The following is a 21,846-nucleotide window of genomic DNA, read 5'->3' on the forward strand; positions in this document are numbered from 1 at the left end:
ATCTACTCCTTCTGCTGTTTCCGATTCTTATAATTCGGAATCGTTGTATACTTCTTCTATAATAGAATATCCTTCTTTTTCCAGCTGCTCTTTCTGGAATTTCTTATTCTTCTTTGCATAGACAATATTCACGCTCTGTCCGGCAGCACGCTCTTCTCCGGCTTTTTTCATCACTGCCAGAATCTTGTCAGAGGACAGCTTTTTGTCCAGAAGGTAAACCTTCTTCTCTTTTGTTCCCGGAACTTTAAAGCCTTTCTCCATCAGCAGCATAACAATACGCTCAAATCCAATGGAAAATCCCGTTGCCGGTGTTGGTGTTCCTGTGAACTTGCCAATCATCTCATCGTAACGGCCGCCGCCGCCTACGCTGCCTGCAAAACCGTCAATGGAAATTTCAAAAATCGGTCCGGTATAATAGGACATACCGCGTACCAGCGTGGGGTCGAATTCCAGATTAAAGTTGGCTGTCTTAGCCTGCATGACACTCTCGATAATCGTGGTCAAATCCTCTGCCACCTTCGGATCTAAAAATCCTTCCAGCTTTTCCTTGCAGTAAGCCACACCGTCAACGCCGGCACCCATAGCCTTGAACAAATCCATATATTTTTCTACGCCTGCCTGGTCAAAACCGGATTCCACCAGCTCTGCTGCCACGCCGTCCATGCCGATTTTATCCATTTTATCCAGAATGATAAATACCTGGGTAAAGGATTCCTCCGGAAAACCGCTGTAAGCTGCCATGGCCTTTAAAATTCTTCTGTCGTTGATACGAATGGTAAAGCTGTCGAAATCCAGCTTTCCTACCAAAGTGGAAGTTGCCAGAATAACATCAATTTCAGCCAGGAAAGTCGGCTCGCCCAGAATATCAATATCACACTGCATAAACTGACGGAAACGGCCTCTCTGAGGACGGTCTGCACGGAATACATTTCCGATGTGCAGAGCCTTGAATGGCTGCGGCAGTTCATTGGCATTGTTGGAATAGAAACGGCACAGTGGAACGGTAAGGTCATAGCGCAGACCACTGTCCACCAAATCATTTTCTTCCTTGGCCTCACTGATTTTCAGCTTTTCTCCTCTTTTCAGAATACGGAAAATCAGTTTTTCATTGTCCCCGCCCTGCTTACTGGTCAGATTCTCAATGTGTTCTACGCAGGGTGCTTCCATGGAGGTAAAACCAAACTGTTTGTAAGTTTCCTTAATCAGTCCGATAACATAATCGCGGATTTCCATTTCCTGAGGTAAAATATCTTTCATTCCTGTTACTGGTTTTTTCTTTAACTGCATCTCTTTTTCTCCTCTCTTTTATGATTCATGGACGACTCTCTGAAATGCAAGAAATATCTGCATATCAAAATTTTTCACTTCATCTATCATCATCCTGACAGCCGTCTGGCTGTCAAAGGCGTCCCGGTAAGGGCGTTTCTCCGTAAGGGCTGCATAAGTGTCGCATACCCGCAGAATCCGGCTTCCCAAAGGGATTTCCTCTCCCCGCAGATTTTCCGGATAACCGCTGCCGTCAAAATTCTCATGGTGGTAATAAACTGCTTCCAGAACAAAGGAAGAATATCCTTTGTTTTTCAGTGCTTCATATCCCAGCTGGGTATGTCTGCGGACATATTTGATTTCTTCAATTACCAGGGGATTTTTATCTCCGGACACATACCGGGAAAGCCGCAGCTTTCCGATGTCATGAAGCATGCCTGCCACAGCCAGTTCATAGCACACATCTTCTGCAAGGCTCATCTGCCTTCCCGTCTTATAAGCCAGATTGCTGACCTGTATCCCATGATTGATTTCTGTCTCCAGGTCATAGCGGATAATCTTTTCACTCATTTCAGCCATGTCTCGATTCCGACTCTTTTCCGTTCTATCATTTCATCGATGCGGCTGATGTAGCCTGCCACATCTTTTACATTTTCCGTCCGTTCAATACGCGCTCCGTGCTGGAATACATATTTGGTAGACGCACCGGCACCGGCCGCCAGAATCGATTGTTTCTCCTCCATTATAAGTATATTGTAAATTCCGGCTTTGTCAACTTTTGCATAGCCGGTATTTTCCAGATTTCCGCACATATTTTTCTGACGGTACAGATAATAGGGAGACATCTCACAGGATCTGGCGTATTCCATAGTCATATCCATGATTTCCTGATTGTTCTCCAGTCCCATTTCCCGGTACTGCTCCTGAAACAGCTTCAGCCGTGCCGCTCGTTTTACTGCCAGTGAATGGACGGTAAGACTGTCCGGATTCAGCTTTTTCACTTCTTCCAGTGTATGCCGTACGTCTTCCTTCTGTTCTCCCGGAAGACCGACAATTAAATCCATATTGATGTTATCAAATCCACATTCCCTCGCCAAAGCGAAGGCGTGTCGCGTATCCTCCACCGTATGCTTTCTTCCGATAATATCCAAAGTCACCTGGTTCATGGTCTGGGGATTTACGGAAATTCTGGTGATGGGAAACTTCCGGATGGCCTCCAGTTTCTCTCTGGTAATGCTGTCCGGACGCCCGGCTTCAATGGTGTATTCTTTTACCTGATGTACCGGAAATTTTGCCTGAATATGTCCGAGCAGCCTGGTCAGCTGATAAGGCTCTAAGGTTGTTGGCGTTCCTCCTCCGATATAAATGGTATCCAGCACTCTGTCCTTCATGGCTTCGGCAATAAAGTCCAACTCTTTCAAAAGAGCATCCAGATAACTGTCTACTTTTTCCCGCCATCGCTCTAATGGAGAGGAACTGAAAGAACAGTACAGGCAGATACTGGGGCAGAAAGGAATCCCCACATACAGACTGTAGCCCTTTTCATAGTCAATATCCTTCAAAATATCACGTTCCCGATTGGCAATGGCAATGGCCAGCGCTGTCTTTTCGTTGCTGGTAAAATAGGTATTTCTCATATATTCTGCGGTCTGTGCATTGCTCATACCGGACTCTATCAGCCCCATAGCAATCTTCGTGGGACGGATTCCTGTCAGATTTCCCCAGGGAAGCGCCTGTCCCGTTTCCTGCACCAACAGCTTATAGAGCACCTGTTTTAATTTATTTTTTCTTGTTTTTCTGTCTTCTGTTTCATCGTAAGGCAAAAAATCTTCCTGCTCTTTTCCGGCAAACTTCAGACGGATTTTCACCTTTTCTCCATATTCTATGGAAATCAGCCTGTCATATGCCCTGGTTTCCTCCTCCGCGGTACAATACATCTCTATGTCTTCCTGGGGATAAAAGGCCTTCACCAGGGTATAGGCATCATATTCAAATTCTCTTTGATTAAACGCAATTCCAATCATATACGTTGGTCTCTTTCTCTCTATTTTCTACAGATAAGGATTATTCTTTCTCTCAAATTCTGCATCTGTAGCTTCTCCGTGTCCCGGATAAATTTCTGTGCTGCCCGGAAGAAGATGAAGCAGACGGTTTAAACTCTGCCGCATGCTGCTCATACTGCCTCCCGGCAAATCGGTTCTGCCGCAGCTTCCGCAAAAAACAGTATCACCGCTAAGACAGACACCCTCGTCTTCTATCCAGTAACAGCAGGAACCCGGTGTATGTCCCGGAGTCAGCAGCATTTTTACAGAAAAGCCGCCTGCCTCAAAAACAGCGCTGTCCTCCAGGTACACATCCGCCTTTACCGTATACGGCACGCCTGACCAGTCTGCAGACAGATTGCTGTATGTATCTGCCAACAGCCCTTCCTCTGCCTTCGCTGCATAAACCGGAATTCCGTAATGCTCTCTCAGTTCATTGGCTGCACAGATATGGTCATAATGACCATGGGTAAGCAATATGGCCGCTGGCTTTCCCTGCAGTTTTTCCAGCGCATAAATAATTCTCTCCGCTTCGGCTCCCGGGTCTGCAATAACAAGTTCCCCTGTTTCTTTATGTTTCAGAAAATAACAGTTGGTCTGTACCGGTCCAACCACGATTCCTCTCAATATCAGATTCTTCATACAAAACTCCTTAACCGGCAGTACGCTCAATATCCTTAACGCTGTCTATCTGCCTGATTTTCTCAATCAGACTGTTCAGCTCTTCCTTGCTTTTGACTTCAAAACAAATATTAATCGTTGCCACTCCCTGTTTGCTGGTTCTGGTATTCAGCGCCGAAATATCAATTTTCCGCTCTGTAAAAATCTTGGAAATATCCACAATCAATCCGGTGCGGTTATAGGCAAACACATTTAAATCTGCCATGTAACGCTCTTCCGTCTCTTGTTCCGGCACCTGCCATTCCGCATCAATCAGACGGTTCCTATCCTCTGCAGACATATTCATCACATTGATACAATCGGTTCGGTGAATGGTTACCCCACGGCCTCTGGTTACATATCCCACAATTTCATCTCCCGGAATGGGGTTGCAGCATTTGGAAAACCGCACAGCCACATCGTGAATACCTTTTACCACAATACCGCCTTTGGCCTTTCCGATATGCAGCTTCTCTTTATGCTCTGCCGTAGCCTCCAGCACCTTTTCGTCTGTCAGCTCTGCCTTATGATCCTTATTATAGACTTCCAGCAGCTTGTTGATAATCTGACCTTCCTTTAAGCCTCCATGACCTAATGCTGCCAGCACAGAATCCCAGTCTCTGAAACCGTATTTCTTCATAACCGCTTCCTGGTATTTGGGTTTTTGAATTTCCCCCAGAGCAACTGCTTTTACTTTTGCGTACTGTATCAGCATTTCCTTGCCCTTCAGGATATTATCTTCTTTTAATTCCTGCTTGAACCACTGGTTAATCTTATTCTTGGCCTGGGTGCTTTTTACTACTTTCAGCCAGTCCCGGCTGGGGCCTTTGGAATTCTGGGAAGTGATAACTTCCACCCGGTCTCCGTTCTTAATCACATATTCAATGGGTACCAGTTTGCCGTTCACTCTCGCCCCTACCATCTTATTGCCCACTGCGCTGTGTACACTATAGGCAAAGTCAATAGGCGTAGAGCCGTTTGGCAGAGTCTTTACATCCCCTGCAGGGGTGAAGCAATACACACTTTCGGAAAATAAGTCCAAATCACTCTTTAGCAGACTTAAAAACTCCTTATTGTCAGACATATCTCTCTGCCATTCCAGAATCTGCCGAAGCCAGCTCATTTTTTCTTCTTCCGACTGTGTAACACTGACTTTTCCGTTATTGGAAACCTCTTTATATTTCCAGTGGGCCGCGATACCGTATTCTGCAGTCCGGTGCATTTCAAAGGTCCGAATTTGAATCTCAAAAGGCTGTCCCGTAGGACCGATAAGTGTGGTATGCAAAGACTGGTACATATTGGGCTTCGGCATGGCAATATAGTCTTTAAACCGGCCGGGAATAGGCTTATACATTTCATGGATAAGCCCCAGCGCTGCATAACAGTCCCTCACCGTGTCCACAATAATGCGGACCGCAAACAAATCGTATATCTGGTCCAGGGTTTTATCCTGATTCACCATCTTCTTATAAATACTGAAAAAATGTTTGATTCTGCCATCTATCTGCGCATGAATACCCGCGTGGTCAATATGGCTGCGTACATCGCCCACAATCTGGTCAATAAAAGCCTGCCGTTCGCTCTTCTTCAGATTGATTTTTTCCACCAGTTCATAATAGACTTCCGGGTGCAGGTATTTTAAAGACAAATCATCCAGTTCGATTTTCACCTTGGAAATACCCAGCCGCTGAGCAATGGGTGCATAGATATCCATGGTCTCTCTGGCTTTTTCCTTCTGCTTATGAGGCGGCATATATTTCAACGTCCGCATATTGTGCAGACGGTCTGCCAGCTTAATCAGGATAACGCGGATATCCTTTGCCATGGCTAAAAACATCTTACGCAGATTTTCCGCCTGTACTTCCACCTTATCTGCTGAATAATTCAACTGTCCCAGTTTTGTAACGCCATCCACCAGAAGTTCCACCTCTGCACTGAATTCTTCTCGTATCTGCTCAGAAGTCATAACCGTATCTTCTACTACATCGTGGAGAAGGCCCGCCACAATGGTTTCTTTATCCAGTTCCAAATCTGCCAGGATAATTCCCACACAGAGCGGATGAATGATATAAGGTTCTCCGGATTTACGCACCTGTCCTGTATGGGCATTATTGGCAATGTTAAAGGCTTTTTCTATCATGGAAATGTCCGTAGACGGATGGTATTTCCTGACACTGGAAATCAGTTCTTTATACAGAACCTCCGGACTGGTAAAATCCTCCATTGTCTTTACATTGGCGTCTGCCTGTCTGATTTTTTCTACTTCCTCTTCTCCCAGGGTGGACTCTCTTTTCTCTTCCATCACGCAACCATCACCTCTCGTTCATCACCTGATTTTATTTTCCTTCATAACGAATAACTGATGCAACATTATATTTGCTCAGACGTTCTCTTCCCTTTAATCCTGCCAGTTCCATAAGGAAGACAATTTTCACAACTTCGCCGCCCAGTTCTTCTACCATATGCGCTGCTGCTTCAATGGTCCCGCCTGTGGCAATCAAATCATCTACAATGGCTACCTTCTGTCCCGGTTTGATGGAATCCTTATGCATCTCCACCACGGCGCTGCCGTATTCCAGTTCATAACTCTGCTCAATCGTTTCACAGGGCAGTTTTCCTTTCTTCCGAACCAGCACCAGAGGCTTATGTAAATTATACGCAATGGGTGCTCCAAAAATAAATCCTCTGGACTCCGTTCCCACAATGACATCCACTTTGCTGCCCTCCAGCAGCTTCTGCATGGAATCCACAGCCAGAGCAAAACCGTCTGCGTCCTGCAAAATACTGGTAACATCCCGGAATATCACACCTTCCTCCGGAAAATCCGGAATACTTCTTACATACTCTTCTATTTTCTTTTCTTTACAATTTTCCATGTTCTCTCCCTGCCCTTTATATCGAATCCTGTCATATATCAGATTTTTATGTGGTTTAGTATATCATCTTTTTCTGGCAGAATCAAATTTTATTTTTACCGAATATTCTGAATCACCATTTCTATACTTTCCCGTCCCCGAAATACATTCACAGACGGATAATAAATCACATCCCAGCACTCTTTTTCCCGGAGTTTTTCCAGAAAGTCATCCCCATCGCCAAACCAGATACACTCTGCTGTAAATCCAAATTCGTCTTTCCCCTGCATCTTTACCACATTTCTGTTTTTCCCGAATACTCTGCAATCTGCAAAACGCAGCTTCTTCTGTGCGAACACCGGCTTTGTATTGCCTTTTCCAAAAGGCTCCAGCTGGGAAAGCTGACGAATCAGAGGAATCGTCACATAAGACATGGGCATAGGCACGTCAATGACAATTTTTTCTATCATATCCTCCTGGGTCAGCACACAGTTTTCATTTAATTTTCTGCGAAAGGCTTCCACATTCTCTTCCGGCAGGGAAAGGCCTGCAGCCATAGGGTGTCCTCCGAATTTTGTCAGCAGTTCTTTACACTTTACCATTTCCTGAAACATGTGATACGCTTCAATGGAACGCCCGGAGCCTTTCACCCCCTCTTCCGCCCGTGTTAGTACAAATACCGGCCGTGTGTATCTCTCCCGGATTCTCCCGGCAATAATCCCGGCCAGGCTTTCATGACAATCCGGCAGATAGATAACCAGCACCCGGTCATAAAGCAAATCCGTAGTTTCCACCAGTTCCACTGCCTGTTCAACCCCTTTTGCCGTCATATCCTTCCGGCTGTCGTTGAGATTCTTCAAATCTTCCGCCAGTACAGAGGCTTCTTTGACATCCTGAGAAAGCAGAAGCTGCAATGCCCTTTTTGCTGTGCTCAGCCGGCCGCTGGCATTCATGCAGGGACCCAGAACAAATCCGATGTGATATGCCGTGATTTCTCTGTTTTCCAGATTATTGACCCGTATCAGAGCTTTTAAACCTTCATTTTCCGGATTCTGCAGTCTTCTGAGTCCATCCTTCACCAAAATCCTGTTTTCATCCACCAAATCCATCACATCCCCTACCGTGGCAATGGCTGCAAAAGGAATCAGTTCTTCCGCTTCTTTAAAAGGAATTCCCAGTTTTTCATAAAGGCCGCAAATGACTTTAAAAGCTACCATGCCTCCGCAGATTCCCTTAAAAGGATAACCGCAGTCCTCCTGTTTGGGATTGACAATGGCATCTGCATCCGGCAGAAACGTACGGATACTTCCGTCTTCCTGTTCTTCATAAGGTACCTCATGATGGTCCGTCACCAGCACCGTCATGCCCAGCTCTTTTGCATAGGCAATCTGCTCTATGGCGCTGATACCGTTGTCGCAGGTAATAATCGTATCTGTTCCGGCTTCCTTTGCCAAATCAATCAGTTCCCGGCTGATACCGTAGCCGTCTTTCATCCGGTCCGGTATATCCACATCCACTGCTGCCCCGGCCCGCTTCAGCCCCTTTAGAAGAATATAAGTAGAGCAAACACCATCAATATCATAATCTCCGATAATCCTGATTTTTTTCTGCTCTTTGATTTTTTCTGTCAGGATGTCCAGAAGAGACTCCATTCCTTTCAACAGCTTCCAGGAATGAAGCTCCGTTATTTTCCCGTGCAGATACGTATCGATTTCCTCATCGGTAATCTGTTCTCTGTTCCGGATAAGTCTGGCCACCACCGGGTCTATCCCAAATTTATTTGCAATCTGCTGAAAGTCCGCCTTCTTGGCAGACACTACCCATTTTTCCATAAATTCCTCCGCTTCTGTATTTTCTAAACAGGAAAGAGACTGCCGCATTTCCTGCAGCAGCCTCCCGTCTGAAATTCTATTTCTGTTTCTTTATTTTTGTCTTCATCACATACCACAGGGCTCCTGTAATACATACGGAAGAGTAACCGCCGCATACAATGCCTACCATCAGAGGCAGAGCAAATTCGCGGATAGAAGAAACTCCCACAATAAACAGCAGGAATACCATAATAAACGTGGTCAGTGAAGTGTAAATACTTCTGGTAAGCGTCTGTGTAATGCTGGCGTTTACCAGAGTTTCCAAATCTTCTTTCTTTCTTCCTGCAGCCAGATTTTCCCGGATACGGTCAAAGATAACAATCGTTGCATTGATAGAGTAACCCACAATAGTCAGCATACATGCAATAAAAGTATTGCCCACGGATACTCTGGCAATGGCATAAAATGCAAACACAACCAATACGTCATGTATCAGGGCAAGAACCGCACTGCTGGCAAAACGGATATCCTTGAAACGGAACCAGATATACAGCAGCATCAGCACCGTTGCCATAATTACCGCTTTTGCCGCGTCTGTACGCATTTCGCTGCTGACCGTAGAAGAAATACTCTCTGATGTAATCTTTTTGGCGTCTACGCCAAATTCATCTACCAACGCATTTTCCAGACGTTCTCTCTGTTCTACGTTCAAAGTCGTTGTTTTGATAATGACCTGATTGCTGTCCACGACTTTTGTAGCCTGTACATTTTTGTCTCCCGTTATTTCTTCTACCAGAGGCGTTACCTGGGAATCGATGTCCGCAATAGACATATTCTCATTAAAGGTTACGTTTGTAGAGGTACCGCCCTTAAACTCCAGACTGTATTTCAGCGCTTCTCCTGTGCTTCCCTTAAAGGCCATCATGGCAATGGGACCGCTTACAATCATGAGGATTGAGATTGCAAAAAAGACTTTCTTTTTCTGCAGGAAGCGGATAGGCGTTCTCTCTTTTCTCTTTCCGTAGAATTTCTCATCTTTGATTCCTACTGCATAAGCCGCGTACATCACATACCTGGAAATCACCAGTGCAGTAAACATGGACAGTACAATACCAAGAGCCAATGTCTGTGCAAATCCCTTGACAGAGCCGGAGCCCATCCAGTTTAAGACAAACGCAGCGATTAATGTAGTAATGTTTCCGTCAAAAATAGCGGAAAATGCCTTTTTGAAACCGTTCTGCAGCGCGGTTCTCACACTTTTCCCCGCTGCAATTTCTTCCTGGATACGGGCATAGATGATAACGTTTGCATCCACAGCCATACCAATAGAAAGAATAATACCCGCAATGCCCTGCAGCGTCAGTGTCAGGTCAAAGGCATTTAAGGCAATCAAATCCAGACACACATAAATAATCAGGGCAATACCGGACACCAGACCCGGAATCCGATACACAACAATCATAAAGAGAATAATCAAAGCAAGACCAATGGCTGCCGCAAGCAAACTGGTGGAAATAGCTTCTTCCCCCAACTGTGCTGCAACCACACTGGAACGCAGTTCCGTCAGTTCCAGTTTCAGACCGCCGATACGAATGGTAGAAGCCAGATTTTCTGCTTCCTCTGCACTGGCCATACCATCAATCTGTGCATTTCCGTCTTTGATTTCAGACTGTACATTGGGAACGCTGACAAAACTTCCGTCATAATAAATACCAATACTGTCTTTTCCCGCTTCATATGCACTTTTCGTAGCTTCGGCAAATTTCTTTGTTCCCTCTTTTGTAAAAGAAAGACTGACCACATTCACCTTATTGCTCAGGTCATCCTGAGATACAGCTGCTTTAGCGTCCTTTACATCTGTACCGGTCAGAACAATACCGCCGTCTGCCTCAATCTCTTCGATGGTTTTGTTCAGCTTATATTCTCCCGTTGCAGCGTCATAACTATAGTTTTCGTTGCCCTCAGAATCCTTGTGGGCAATAAAATACAGGGAACCTGGTTTTCCAAGTTCTTCCAGAATCTTATTGGCATCTGTTACACCGGGAATTTCCACGATAATGCGGTTATCCCCTTCTTTGTAAACCTGCGCCTCTGTACTGTACTGCTCCACACGCTTCTGGAGTTTATAAATAGTATCTGACATTTCGTCTTCCGTAGGTGATTCTTTTGACGCCTGATAAGTAATGCTGACACCGCCGGACAAATCCAGACCTGTCTTAATATTCTTTGCGGCACCTGTACCCGTAGGACCAAAGCCCACTGCAGTGGTAAAAATCAGAAGCGCCGTAACGATAACAGTCAGCACCAATACCAGTACTCCTCTGCTTTTCTTCATTGTTTTTCCCTTCTTTTTCTTAGATTTTATTCTGCTTCTTCTGCCTCTGCCGCTTTCAGCATAATGGCGCATTCCACTCGTTTTCTCTGTAATTCACAGCCCAGTTCATAGACGTCATTGATGGAACCGTGGAAATTGTAGGAGTTTGCCGCACAGCCGCCGCTGCAGTAGAATTTTGCAAAACAGTTCTGGCATTTTTCCTTTGCGTATACATTGCATTCTTTAAACTCACTGCAGATATCCGTGCGCTTTACACCATCCCACACATTGCCCATAAGGAATTTTTCTTCTCCTACGAACTGATGGCAGGGATAAAGATCCCCCCACGGAGTGACAGCCAGGTATTCCGTACCGGAACCACAGCCGGATAAACGCTTGTACACACAGGGACCGCCTGTTAAATCTATCATAAAGTGGAAGAAATTAAATCCTTTGCCTTCTTTCTTCCGTTTTATCATTTCTTTTGCCAGCTTGTCATACTCTTCACAGATTTTCGGTACATCTTCCCACTGCAGAGCATATGCTTCTTTCTCGTCTGCCACCACCGGTTCCACAGAAATCTGGTCAAATCCCAAATCTGCCAGGTGCAGCACGTCTTCTGAAAAATCCAGGTTATGACGGGTAAAGGTTCCTCTTGCGTAATAACTCTTTTCCCCTCTGCTCTTGGCAAATTCCTGAAATTTCGGCACCACTAAATCATAGCTGCCTGCCCCTTTGCGGAACGGACGCATGAAATCGTGAACCTCTTTTCTTCCGTCAATACTCAAAACCACATTGGCCATTTCTTTATTGGCAAATTCCATAATTTCGTCATTTAAAAGGACGCCGTTGGTTGTCAGTGTAAAACGGAATTTTTTATTGTGAAGTTCTTCCTGTTCTCTTCCGTATTCTACCAGCCGCTTTACCACATCCCAATTCATCAGCGGCTCTCCGCCAAAGAAATCAACTTCCAGGTTCTTTCTGTTCCCGGAATTGGCAATCAGGAAATCCAGAGCCTGTTTTCCTACTTCATAGGACATCATAGCTCTGCGTCCGTGGTATTCCCCTTCTTCCGCAAAGCAGTATCTGCAGGCCAGATTGCAGTCATGGGCAATGTGCAGGCACAGGGCCTTTACCACCGTTTCTCTTTCCTTGAAATGTTCAATGGCGTTTCTGTAAATATCCTCTGTAAAAAGCATACCTGCGTCTTTCAGCTCCCGAATCTCGCCGCAGGCTGTGCGGATGTCTTCTTCCTTATACGTGCTTTTTAAGGCTTCTAAAATTTCTGTTTCCTGTTTTCCCTGGTCTAACAATCCGATTATCTCATAGACCAACTCATCTACTACGTGTACGGAGCCGCTGTTGACGTCCAGTACAAGATTGTAGCCATTATTTTTATAACGATGAATCACCGTGTTTCCCCTTTCTCTTGTCTTCTGCTCTTAAAATTTTGTCCCTGCAAAAAATGAGCAGCGGCTTTTATACCGCTGCCCTCATTCGCTCCTCGCATGTAAAAGCTGCCTGAGTCCTCTGATTATTTGTGTTCGCAGCTCTGGTTTCCTACTGTACAGGATGTCTTGCATGCGGACTGGCAAGATGTCTGACATTCTCCGCATCCACCTTTTTTCACGGTGTTCTGTAAGCTTTTTGTATTTAATGTTTTGATATGTTTCATCACATATTCCTCCATATGTATTAGATTTTAAGATATAATATACATCTGGCAGTATTATAGCATAGCTGGTATCGCCAGGCAAGTGTTTCTTTCCCGGATTCTTTCAGGCCTTTCAGGAAAGCATACCGCCCAGAGCTCCCCCAATGGTGCAGAGAAAAAACAGCAGCGCCATTTCTTTCATGTCGCCCCGCATCTGGTGCTCTGTGAGAAAAGTTACAGCTGTCAAAAGACAGGCATATCCCACGCCCAGACCCATGCCCCATAAAAATCTTCGGATTTTCACCTTTTTTCCCATATAAAAGCCGCCCAACAGGCTGGACAATATGTATATCACCATAATTCCCAGGTTTACCTGGCTCTCTCCAAGCCCCAGCTTATACAGGAGAAAAGCCAGCACAAGCAGCAGTATCCCTGTTACAGCATAAGCCAGCACAAGAGCCTTCATCATCAGCAGAGGTTTTGCATTTTTTGACATTGTCTGTTCCATAGAGAAACCCTCCCATATGTTAAATATATGGAAGGGTTTGAAAAACATGACTCTTTGTCACACTCTATTTTTTCTTTTTTCCCAGAATAATAGCTATCACTGCCAGTACAACTGCCGCTCCTCCTGCCAGGAGATATGTCATAATGTTATTTTCATCGCCTGTTTTTACCGTACGGATAACCTTGGTATTGCTCTTCTTTGCAGTAGAAGCTGAAGACTGTGTATTTGTATTTGCAGCCGTGCCCGTTGTTCCGGAATTCTGCGTTGTCTGGGTTGTCGTTGTCCCTCCTGCAGTACTTCCGGAAGAGCCTGCAGCAGTACCTGTGGAAGGCTTGTGATTATTGCTGCTGGTTCCCGGACCTACAATCTGATGTCCCCCTACATTGAAGGGGCTGAAAGAGGCCGTCTCAAAGGAAAGGTACTCTTTTCCATCCACTTCCTCCACAGACATATTTCCCACTTTTCCGTCACGGTCAAATACGAAATATTCGTATTCATTATTCCCCAGATAATGGGCAATAGACAACTCTGAATAGCAATTTGCATTTTCCGGAAGCGGAATCAGCACTTTTACTTTTTCTCCTTCCGGAAGTTTATACTCTTCGTTTTCCTTTAAATCCCAGAGTTTTAATTCATATGCGGAAAGAATTTCTCCGATTCCCGCATCCGGCAGCTCACTGACTGCGTCATTATAGGAAACCTGCAAATCCACATAAAACGGAAGGAAATCTCCGGATACCTGTACCCCTGTGGCTTCATCTATCAGACTTCCCACCGGAACTGCCTCCGGTGCTTTATCGGCTACTTCTCCTGTCTTGCCCTGTTCTGCGCTGTAGTCCACGTTTTCTTCGGTTGTTTCCTCTTTCTCCGGTGCTTTTTCCTCTTCTACAGGAGTAATGACAACCTTGTCAGAATCTTCTTTGCCTTCCTGTTTATCCTCACTGTCTGTCTTATCTGTTTCGTCTGTTTCGTCTTTTTCCCCGTTGTCCTGGGGAGTTTCCGGCTTTTGAACCTCATCTTCTTTATCTGTGCTGTCTTCCGGTTTTTCGGTGTTTCCTTCATCGGTACCGCTCTCCGGATTTTCGGTATCCTCTTTGTCAGCACTGTCTCCCGGCTTCTCTGTATTGTCCTCAGGCTTGGTTTCCGATTCCGGATTTTTCAGTTCCTCGGTTACCACCTTCACGGTTCTGACAACGGTCTTTGTCTCTTCATTCCAGCCGGATACCTGGCTGTAATCTTTTTCCTCTGTATCGGAAGGGGTAAATACAACTTTTCTCTCTGTCTCATAAGCTTCCGGTTCCGCCTGATTTTCCCAGGCAAAGCTTCCGGTTCCCGTAAAGCCGGCTGCTGCAAAATCAAAGGCTGTCCACTCTGCCTTTTTCTGCAGATTCACCTGCGCCGGTATGGTAACCGCCCCCTCCTGTTTTTCCTGGGGCTTCAGTTCCTCTATTGTTACTTTTACGGTTTTGACCACTGTCTTTGTATCTTTATCCCACCCGGATACCTGCGTATAGTCATACTGCTCTGTGTCCTTTGGCGTAAAAACCACCTGCAGGGAAGATTCATAAGCAGAAGGTTCTGCTTTATCCTGCCATGCAAAGGTTCCCTCTCCTGAAAATCCGGCTGCAGAAAACTGAAAGTTTTTCCATTCTTCCAAAGAAGCCACCGTTACCTGAGATGGTATCTCCACAGTACCTTTCTTCTTTGTCTCTTCTGCCTGTCCCGTCACAAAGGCATTTTTGCCGGCTTCTGCTGCGGAAGTATCTACATCAGAAGCTGAGAGCTGATTTCCCACAACCGTCAGTCTGCCCTTTCCGGTTACTTTCACCAGTGGGCCGGTAAAGCCCTCTGCGCGCTTGATGGAAACACCTGCCGGAATGATAAGTTTTTGCTCTGTATTGACCGTTACGGTACCGCACACCAGAACAGTGCCTTTGTCCCCCGCAAGGCTCAAAGCTTTTTCCAACGAGGAAACTGCATTTTTCTTTGTACTGCCGTCTGCTTTCTCATCTGCCGCTGCCTCTCCGTTTACATATACGGAAGCTGCTGCTGTTTTTTCCTTTTCCTGTGTCTGCTGGGCAGCAAATACCGGCACTGTCACATCCGTTACCGCACCTGCCGCTACTACAGAAGCCAACGTAAGTCCCAGTACATTGGCTGTTACTTTTTTATGTAAATTCTTTTTATTTCTGTTCATTTACCTGTTCCCTTCTGCTTCTCTGTTTTCATGATTCTGAAGGCATTTCCTGTTTTTTTCCTTATTTTGATAAGTATAGCACAGTTTTTCCTTTTCCGACACCCCCTAAAAGTAACTTTTTTCTCCCTTTTCTTGCATTCTATTTTAAAATCATGTATATTAGTTTTAATAGCTGGTTAAGCTGTAATTTATTTTAAAAGGAGTTGAAACTATTGGATTCCAGTGACGCCATACAGTTTCTGATTCTGATTCTTTTGATTTGCCTTTCGGCATTCTTTTCATCAGCAGAAACTTCTATGACAACCGTAAACAAAATTCGTATTCAGTCTCTTGCTGAGCAGGGTGACAAAAAAGCCCAGACACTTCTCAAGGTGATAGAAGATTCCGGCAAGCTCCTGAGTTCAATCTTAATCGGAAACAATATCGTAAACATCACAGCCTCCTCTCTGGCCACGACCATTACCATGCGTCTGTTCGGCAATGCGGCAGTGAGTATCAGTACCGGTATTATTACTCTTCTGGTTTTGATTTTCGGAGAGATTACGCCCAAAACTCTCGCCACCCTTCATGCAGAAAAAATGGCTCTTGCCTATGCCAGAATCATTCGTCTGCTTATGATTATTCTCACACCCGTGATTTTTATTATAAACGGCCTGGCCCACGGTGTATTGACGCTGATGCGTGTAGATGACAGTGTAAAAGGAAACACCATTACGGAACACGAACTTCGTACGCTGGTAAATGTAGGCCATGAAGAAGGTGTCATTGAAAGCGAAGAACGACGCATGATTTACAATGTATTCGACTTTGGTGACTCTCAGGCCCAGGACGTTATGATTCCCCGTATTGATGTAACTTTTGCGGATGTTAACAGCAGCTATGAAGATTTAATTCAGCTGTTCCGTGAAGAAAAACATACCCGTTTTCCTGTTTTTGAGGACACCACGGACAATATTATCGGTATCATTAATATGAAAGACCTTCTGCTTACAGAAAAAAAGGGATTTTCTGTACGAAAACTTTTAAGAGAAGCTTATTTCACCTATGAATATAAGAAGACATCCGAACTTCTGATGGATATGAAGGCCAATTCCGTATCCTTTGCCGTAGTTCTGGACGAATATGGTGCAACCTCCGGTATTGTTACGCTGGAGGACCTCATTGAAGAAATCGTAGGAGATATTCACGATGAATACGATACAGAAGAGGAAGAGGATTTAACAGAAATTATTCCTCATCAGGAATATGTGGCTCTTGGCTCTGCAAGGCTGGATGATTTAAATGAAACTCTGCACCTGGACATCGAATCCGAAGATTACGATTCCATAGGCGGCTACATAATTGAACAACTGGACCGTTTCCCCGAACAGGGAGAATCTCTTACTACAGAATCCGGCATACGACTGGTAGTGGACAAAGCGGAACGAAACAGAATTGAATCCGTTCATATTTATCTTCCGCCCAAAAAAGAACAGGTTTCTGAATCTGACAACAATTTAAGAAAGGATTGACATTATGAGCAGTTTTTTTAACATGGACAGCCCGATTATGCGGTTTTTGTCCCGTATATGTGACTTGATGATTTTAAATATTTTATGCATTATCTGCTGCCTTCCTGTGGTGACAGCAGGCGCTTCTATCACCGCCCTTTACACCATTACACTGAAAATGGTACGCGGAGAAGAATCCTATATTTTCAAAGGATTTCTCAAAGCTTTTAAGGAAAACTTTAAACAGTCTACCATTCTGTGGCTGATTATGGCTGTTTTGGGACTGTTTATTTTTGTAGATTACCGTGCAGCTTCTTTTCTGCCTGAAAACATGAGTACTATTTTCCGTATTCTCATTGGGGCCCTTCTGGTTTTATATCTGATGGTGCTGACTTATGTTTTCCCCTACACGGCAAGATTTGAAAATAATATCAAAAACACTTTCAAAAATGCTCTGCTGATTTCTATTTTGAATCTGCCCTGGACACTGGTTCTGGTTGTCTGTCCGGCAGCCCTTGTATTTGTAACCTTCCTTACACCTTCCACTCTGGTGTACGGCAGTATGCTGTGGATGCTTCTGGGATTTGCTGCAGTTGCGTATGTTTCTTCCATTATTTTCCGCAAAATATTTGCAAAATATGAGCCGCAGGAAGAAGAGAACACATCCAATCCAGATGCTTTCAGTCTGCCTGAAGAACCTGCAGATTCTGAAGAAAATTAAATTATCTTGATACTGGAAAAACAATGAAAATGCCGCATGAAAAGCAATCCGGAATATGCAGATATTCCCGGTGTGCACGAAATGCGGCATTCTTTTTTTGCTCATATTTTTCCGATTGTATGGAATAATAAACATGGTATTACCTTGACTTTTTAAGTCCAATATTATAGAATCCACATATAACAGAAAAGTTATTTACAACTAACTACAAGATATAGGAGGTTATACTATGCTCAAAGAATGGGAGTCTTTCCAGGGAGGCATCTGGGAAAAGGAAATCAATGTTCGGGATTTTATCCAGAAGAACTATGTGCCTTATGACGGAGATGATACTTTCCTGCAGGGACCGACGCAGGCAACACAGGATTTATGGCAGCAGGTTATGGACTTAACAAAGCAGGAGCGGGAAAAAGGCGGTGTCCTGGATATGGATACCAAAGTAATCTCCACCATTACTTCTCATGGTCCCGGTTATCTTGACAAAGCAAAAGAAACCATTGTGGGCTTCCAGACCGACAAACCTTTTAAACGTTCTCTGCAGCCATACGGCGGTATCCGCATGGCTATGAAAGCCTGCGAGGACAATGGATATAAAGTAGACCCGGAAGTGGTAGAATTTTTCACCAAACACCGCAAAACACACAACGACGGTGTTTTCGACGCCTACACACCGGAAATGCGCGCCTGCCGTTCCAGCCACATCATCACAGGTCTTCCCGATGCATACGGAAGAGGCCGCATTATTGGTGATTACAGACGTGTGGCCCTTTACGGCGTAGACCGTCTGATTGAAGACAAACAGAATCAGAAGGACAGCACCAGAACCATTATGTACTCTGATGTAACCAGAGAAAGAGAAGAACTTTCCGAACAGATTAAGGCTTTAAAGGAATTAAAAGAGCTTGGCCATATTTACGGCTACGATATTTCCCGTCCGGCACAGAATGTCCAGGAAGCAATCCAGTGGCTGTATTTCGGCTATCTGGCTGCCATCAAAGAGCAGAACGGCGCTGCCATGTCCCTTGGACGTACTTCTACTTTCCTGGATATTTATGCAGAAAGAGACTTGAAAAACGGCACTTTCACAGAAGAACAGATTCAGGAGTTTATTGATCACTTTATCATGAAGCTGCGCCTTGTAAAATTTGCCAGAACACCGGAATACAATGCCCTTTTCTCAGGTGACCCCACCTGGGTTACCGAGTCCATTGCCGGTATGGGAATTGACGGACGCCACATGGTAACCAAAATGTCCTACCGTTATCTCCATACACTGGAAAATCTGGGCACAGCGCCGGAACCAAACCTGACCGTACTCTGGTCCACCAGACTGCCGCAGAACTTCAAACGTTTCTGTGCAAAAACTTCCATTGCATCTTCTTCCATCCAGTATGAAAATGATGACTTGATGCGTGTTACACACGGAGATGACTATGCAATTGCCTGCTGCGTGTCTTCCATGAAAGTGGGAAAAGAAATGCAGTTCTTCGGTGCAAGAGCAAACCTGGCCAAGTGCCTGCTCTACGCCATCAACGGCGGTGTAGACGAAATTTCCAAAAAACAGGTAGGACCGAAATACCGCCCCATCACTTCCGAATATTTGGACTACGAGGAAGTCATGGAACGTTTCCAGGATATGATGAAATGGCTGGCCTGCGTATATGTGAACACTTTAAATATCATCCACTATATGCATGATAAATACAGCTATGAAAGACTGCAGATGGCTCTCCACGACAAAAAAGTAACCCGTTGGTTTGCCACAGGAATTGCCGGACTTTCCGTTGTTGCCGATTCTCTTTCCGCAATCAAGTATGCCAAGGTAAAACCAATTCGTGACGAAAACGGTATTGCCATTGATTACGAAATTGAAGGAGATTTCCCAAAATACGGAAACGACGATGACCGTGTAGACGATATTGCATACGATATCGTGCACCAGTTTATGCAGTATATCAAAGGAAATCACACTTACCGAAACGGAATTCCAACAACTTCTATCCTGACCATTACCTCCAATGTGGTATATGGAAAGGCAACCGGTTCTACTCCGGATGGAAGAAAAGCGGGACAGGCCTTTGCTCCGGGTGCAAACCCTATGCACCACAGAGACCGTCACGGCGCTGTGGCCTCTTTAAATTCTGTTTCCAAGCTTCCTTTTAAGGACGCACAGGACGGTATTTCCAATACCTTCTCCATTATCCCCGGTGCGCTGGGAAAAGATGATGCTATCCTGTTTGATGACATTACTTTCGAGCTGGAACCGGATTGCGCCTGCTGCGAACCTAATGCACAGCTTGATTAATCTCTGAAGACAAAAACTTTTCATAAAAAATTTAACGGAGGTAGAAATTATGAATATCAGTGACGCTCAGATTGACAACCTTGTAGGTTTATTAGACGGTTATGCCGAAAAAGGCGGCCACCACTTAAATGTAAATGTATTTACAAAAGAAACTCTTTTAGATGCACAGGAACACCCGGAAAAATATCCTCAGCTGACTGTTCGTGTATCCGGATATGCGGTAAACTTCAATAAGCTGACAAAAGAACAGCAGGACGAGGTTATTTCCAGAACTTTCCATGATGGAATGTAAAGAAACCGGTTATATCCATTCTCTGGAAACCTTTGGCACGATAGACGGTCCCGGAATACGCCTTGTGGTGTTTTTCCAGGGCTGCCCTATGCGGTGCCTGTACTGCCACAATCCGGATACCTGGGCACCGAAAAAGGGCCAGACAATGACCGTAGATGAGATTCTGGATATCTATGAAAAAAATAAAGGCTTCTATTCCAAGGGTGGTATCACAGCTACAGGGGGGGAACCTCTTATGCAGCTGGATTTTCTCATTGCCCTCTTTGAAGGTGCAAAAAAACGGAAGATTCATACCTGTCTGGATACATCGGGAATTCTCTATCGGAAAGAAAAAGACGAAGCGTACAGACGGCTTTTTGCCTCTACAGACCTTCTTCTCCTGGATTTAAAACACAGTCAGGCAGATACCCATAAAACCCTTACCGGGCAAGCCCTGCAGTCTGTTCTGGAGTTTCTCGACGCTGCTGACAAATCTGGGGTTTCTGCAATTATCCGTCATGTAGTGGTCAAAGGCTACACCGATACCCCAAAAGAATGGGACGGCATCGGAAAAATCATTGCAGAGCATAAAAATGTCAAAGGTCTGGAAGTGCTCCCTTATCACAATATGGGAGAAATCAAGTATAAAGAACTGGGACTTTCCTATCCTCTTCAGGGAATGGAAAATCTTTCAAAAGAACTGGCACAGAAAGCCCGGCAGACCATTTTACAAAGTATCCGAAAATACCGCAGCCAGAATCATCTCTCCTAAAGCCTTTTCAACCGGAAAACAGAGGATTCGTCTCTGTCTTCCGGTTCATTTATCTATTGGCTCTTCTTTTCGTATTTCCCCTATGATTTCATGAAACTGTATGCCAATGCGTTCCATTTCTCCCAAAACCACCTTTGTCCCCTGCTCAGTCTGATACCAGTTGTCCTTTCGGATACTGCTTTCTTTTACCGGACAAACCAGAAAACGGGTATCCGGGTACAAAAGCTGATAATACAAAAGACTTCTTCTGGCATGATAAGGCTTGCAGCAAAGAATGGCCTGCCGAATCTCCAGACGAGCCTTGTCTGTTACTTTTCTGGAATAAATCGCATTTTCATAGGTATACGTGGCTTTTTCTTCCTTTAAAACAGCTTCTTTGGGAACCCCGTTTTCTATCAAAACACGGCTGAGAAATTCCCATTCCGTATGGTACTTTCCCGGATAAAGCGCTTCCTTTTCCTGTACACCACCAAAGTGTCCCTGTGTAATACTATAACGCCCGGACGGAAGAATATAAGGCGCAAAACCTTTCTTATAAAGCTGTGCCGCCTCTTCTGCAAGCTGCGGAAAGCCGCTGCCGGGGATGAAAATAATATCCGCTTTTTCCGGTTCATTCTCCACAAAAACAAAATCTGTAATCTGCTTCAAAAATGCTGCATGTTTCATAAGTTTCTGTCTTCCTTTTCCAAACGTTCTTTTATTCCTGTATGATGTGCTGAAATTCCTTATGACGCGCAAACCAGCCTTTTGCATACGAACAGGTAAGCACTGCCTTCTTCCCCTGTCTGGAAATTTCTTCTGCCGCAGCCTGCATCAGTTTCCCTGCTATACCGGTTCCCCGGAGAGAGGGAGAAACAAAAGTATGATTAATCTCCACGGTATGCTCATCCAGTTTCGGAAATGTTACCTCTGCGTTTTTTTCCCGGTTTTCATCCATATAATAAATGGCATTTTCTTCCACGATAAAATTCATATTTCCA

General features: G+C 44.8%; 19 protein-coding genes. 5 read left to right on the forward strand and 14 right to left on the reverse strand.

What is annotated here, in order from left to right; all coding sequences use genetic code 11:
* Window positions 1-27: 27 nt before the first annotated feature.
* From hisS to G5A70_RS05955, 12 genes are all read right to left on the reverse strand, one after another.
* Window positions 28-1,287, reverse strand: coding sequence for a histidine--tRNA ligase (hisS, locus tag G5A70_RS05900; protein WP_173748756.1), 1,260 nt, complete (start codon window positions 1,285-1,287; stop codon window positions 28-30).
* A gap of 18 nt (window positions 1,288-1,305) precedes the next feature.
* Window positions 1,306-1,845, reverse strand: a complete 540-nt coding sequence (locus G5A70_RS05905; protein ID WP_173748757.1) for an HD-GYP domain-containing protein — start codon at window positions 1,843-1,845, stop codon at window positions 1,306-1,308.
* A complete protein-coding gene (gene hemZ / locus G5A70_RS05910; RefSeq protein WP_173748758.1) occupies window positions 1,833-3,290 on the reverse strand; it encodes a coproporphyrinogen dehydrogenase HemZ in 1,458 nt (485 codons plus the stop codon). Before hemZ ends, G5A70_RS05905 begins: the two co-directional genes overlap by 13 nt.
* A 27-nt stretch (window positions 3,291-3,317) precedes the next feature.
* Window positions 3,318-3,950 carry an MBL fold metallo-hydrolase gene (locus G5A70_RS05915; protein WP_173748759.1) on the reverse strand — a complete coding sequence of 211 codons (633 nt, stop codon included), beginning with the start codon at window positions 3,948-3,950 and terminating at the stop codon, window positions 3,318-3,320.
* Between the two features lie 10 nt (window positions 3,951-3,960).
* Window positions 3,961-6,270, reverse strand: a complete 2,310-nt coding sequence (locus G5A70_RS05920; protein WP_173748760.1) for a RelA/SpoT family protein — start codon at window positions 6,268-6,270, stop codon at window positions 3,961-3,963.
* A gap of 34 nt (window positions 6,271-6,304) precedes the next feature.
* Window positions 6,305-6,844 (reverse strand): adenine phosphoribosyltransferase, encoded by a 540-nt coding sequence (locus tag G5A70_RS05925; protein ID WP_173748761.1) that lies wholly within the window; start codon window positions 6,842-6,844, stop codon window positions 6,305-6,307.
* Between the two features lie 95 nt (window positions 6,845-6,939).
* The gene (recJ, locus tag G5A70_RS05930) at window positions 6,940-8,655 is read right to left on the reverse strand and encodes a single-stranded-DNA-specific exonuclease RecJ (protein ID WP_173748762.1); all 1,716 of its coding nucleotides are present in this window, start codon (window positions 8,653-8,655) and stop codon (window positions 6,940-6,942) included.
* A gap of 76 nt (window positions 8,656-8,731) precedes the next feature.
* Window positions 8,732-10,969 (reverse strand): protein translocase subunit SecD, encoded by a 2,238-nt coding sequence (secD, locus tag G5A70_RS05935; protein WP_173748763.1) that lies wholly within the window; start codon window positions 10,967-10,969, stop codon window positions 8,732-8,734.
* Between the two features lie 26 nt (window positions 10,970-10,995).
* Window positions 10,996-12,360 carry a thioether cross-link-forming SCIFF peptide maturase gene (gene scfB, locus G5A70_RS05940; protein ID WP_173748764.1) on the reverse strand — a complete coding sequence of 455 codons (1,365 nt, stop codon included), beginning with the start codon at window positions 12,358-12,360 and terminating at the stop codon, window positions 10,996-10,998.
* A gap of 122 nt (window positions 12,361-12,482) precedes the next feature.
* Window positions 12,483-12,623, reverse strand: coding sequence for a six-cysteine ranthipeptide SCIFF (gene scfA / locus G5A70_RS05945; RefSeq protein WP_022461131.1), 141 nt, complete (start codon window positions 12,621-12,623; stop codon window positions 12,483-12,485).
* 112 nt (window positions 12,624-12,735) lie between these two features.
* Window positions 12,736-13,110, reverse strand: a complete 375-nt coding sequence (locus tag G5A70_RS05950; RefSeq protein ID WP_173748765.1) for a TIGR04086 family membrane protein — start codon at window positions 13,108-13,110, stop codon at window positions 12,736-12,738.
* A 64-nt stretch (window positions 13,111-13,174) separates the two neighbouring features.
* A complete protein-coding gene (locus G5A70_RS05955; protein WP_173748766.1) occupies window positions 13,175-15,307 on the reverse strand; it encodes an LPXTG cell wall anchor domain-containing protein in 2,133 nt (710 codons plus the stop codon).
* Window positions 15,308-15,519: 212 nt separating this feature from the next.
* Here G5A70_RS05955 and G5A70_RS05960 point away from each other — a divergent pair, with 212 nt between their 5' ends.
* The 5 genes from G5A70_RS05960 to pflA all read left to right on the forward strand — a co-directional run bounded on the left by G5A70_RS05960 (window position 15,520) and on the right by pflA (window position 20,866).
* Window positions 15,520-16,818: an HlyC/CorC family transporter gene (locus tag G5A70_RS05960; RefSeq protein ID WP_173748767.1), complete on the forward strand. Its 1,299-nt coding sequence runs from the start codon at window positions 15,520-15,522 to the stop codon at window positions 16,816-16,818.
* Between the two features lie 4 nt (window positions 16,819-16,822).
* Window positions 16,823-17,518 carry a YesL family protein gene (locus G5A70_RS05965; protein WP_173748768.1) on the forward strand — a complete coding sequence of 232 codons (696 nt, stop codon included), beginning with the start codon at window positions 16,823-16,825 and terminating at the stop codon, window positions 17,516-17,518.
* A 229-nt stretch (window positions 17,519-17,747) separates the two neighbouring features.
* The gene (pflB, locus tag G5A70_RS05970) at window positions 17,748-19,823 is read left to right on the forward strand and encodes a formate C-acetyltransferase (protein WP_173748769.1); all 2,076 of its coding nucleotides are present in this window, start codon (window positions 17,748-17,750) and stop codon (window positions 19,821-19,823) included.
* A gap of 49 nt (window positions 19,824-19,872) precedes the next feature.
* On the forward strand, window positions 19,873-20,115 hold the full coding sequence (gene grcA3, locus G5A70_RS15870) for an autonomous glycyl radical cofactor GrcA3 (protein ID WP_173748770.1): 243 nt from the start codon (window positions 19,873-19,875) through the stop codon (window positions 20,113-20,115).
* On the forward strand, window positions 20,102-20,866 hold the full coding sequence (pflA, locus tag G5A70_RS05980) for a pyruvate formate-lyase-activating protein (protein WP_173748771.1): 765 nt from the start codon (window positions 20,102-20,104) through the stop codon (window positions 20,864-20,866). Before grcA3 ends, pflA begins: the two co-directional genes overlap by 14 nt.
* 45 nt (window positions 20,867-20,911) lie before the next feature.
* On the opposite strand, the gene G5A70_RS05985 is transcribed toward pflA, so the two are convergent.
* Window positions 20,912-21,532 carry a YdcF family protein gene (locus G5A70_RS05985; protein WP_173748772.1) on the reverse strand — a complete coding sequence of 207 codons (621 nt, stop codon included), beginning with the start codon at window positions 21,530-21,532 and terminating at the stop codon, window positions 20,912-20,914.
* 31 nt (window positions 21,533-21,563) lie between these two features.
* Window positions 21,564-21,839 carry a GNAT family N-acetyltransferase gene (locus tag G5A70_RS05990; RefSeq protein ID WP_173748773.1) on the reverse strand — a complete coding sequence of 92 codons (276 nt, stop codon included), beginning with the start codon at window positions 21,837-21,839 and terminating at the stop codon, window positions 21,564-21,566.
* Window positions 21,840-21,846: the final 7 nt, after the last annotated feature.

It is taken from the genome of Blautia hansenii (genome assembly GCF_013304445.1).
Lineage (GTDB): Bacteria > Bacillota > Clostridia > Lachnospirales > Lachnospiraceae > Blautia.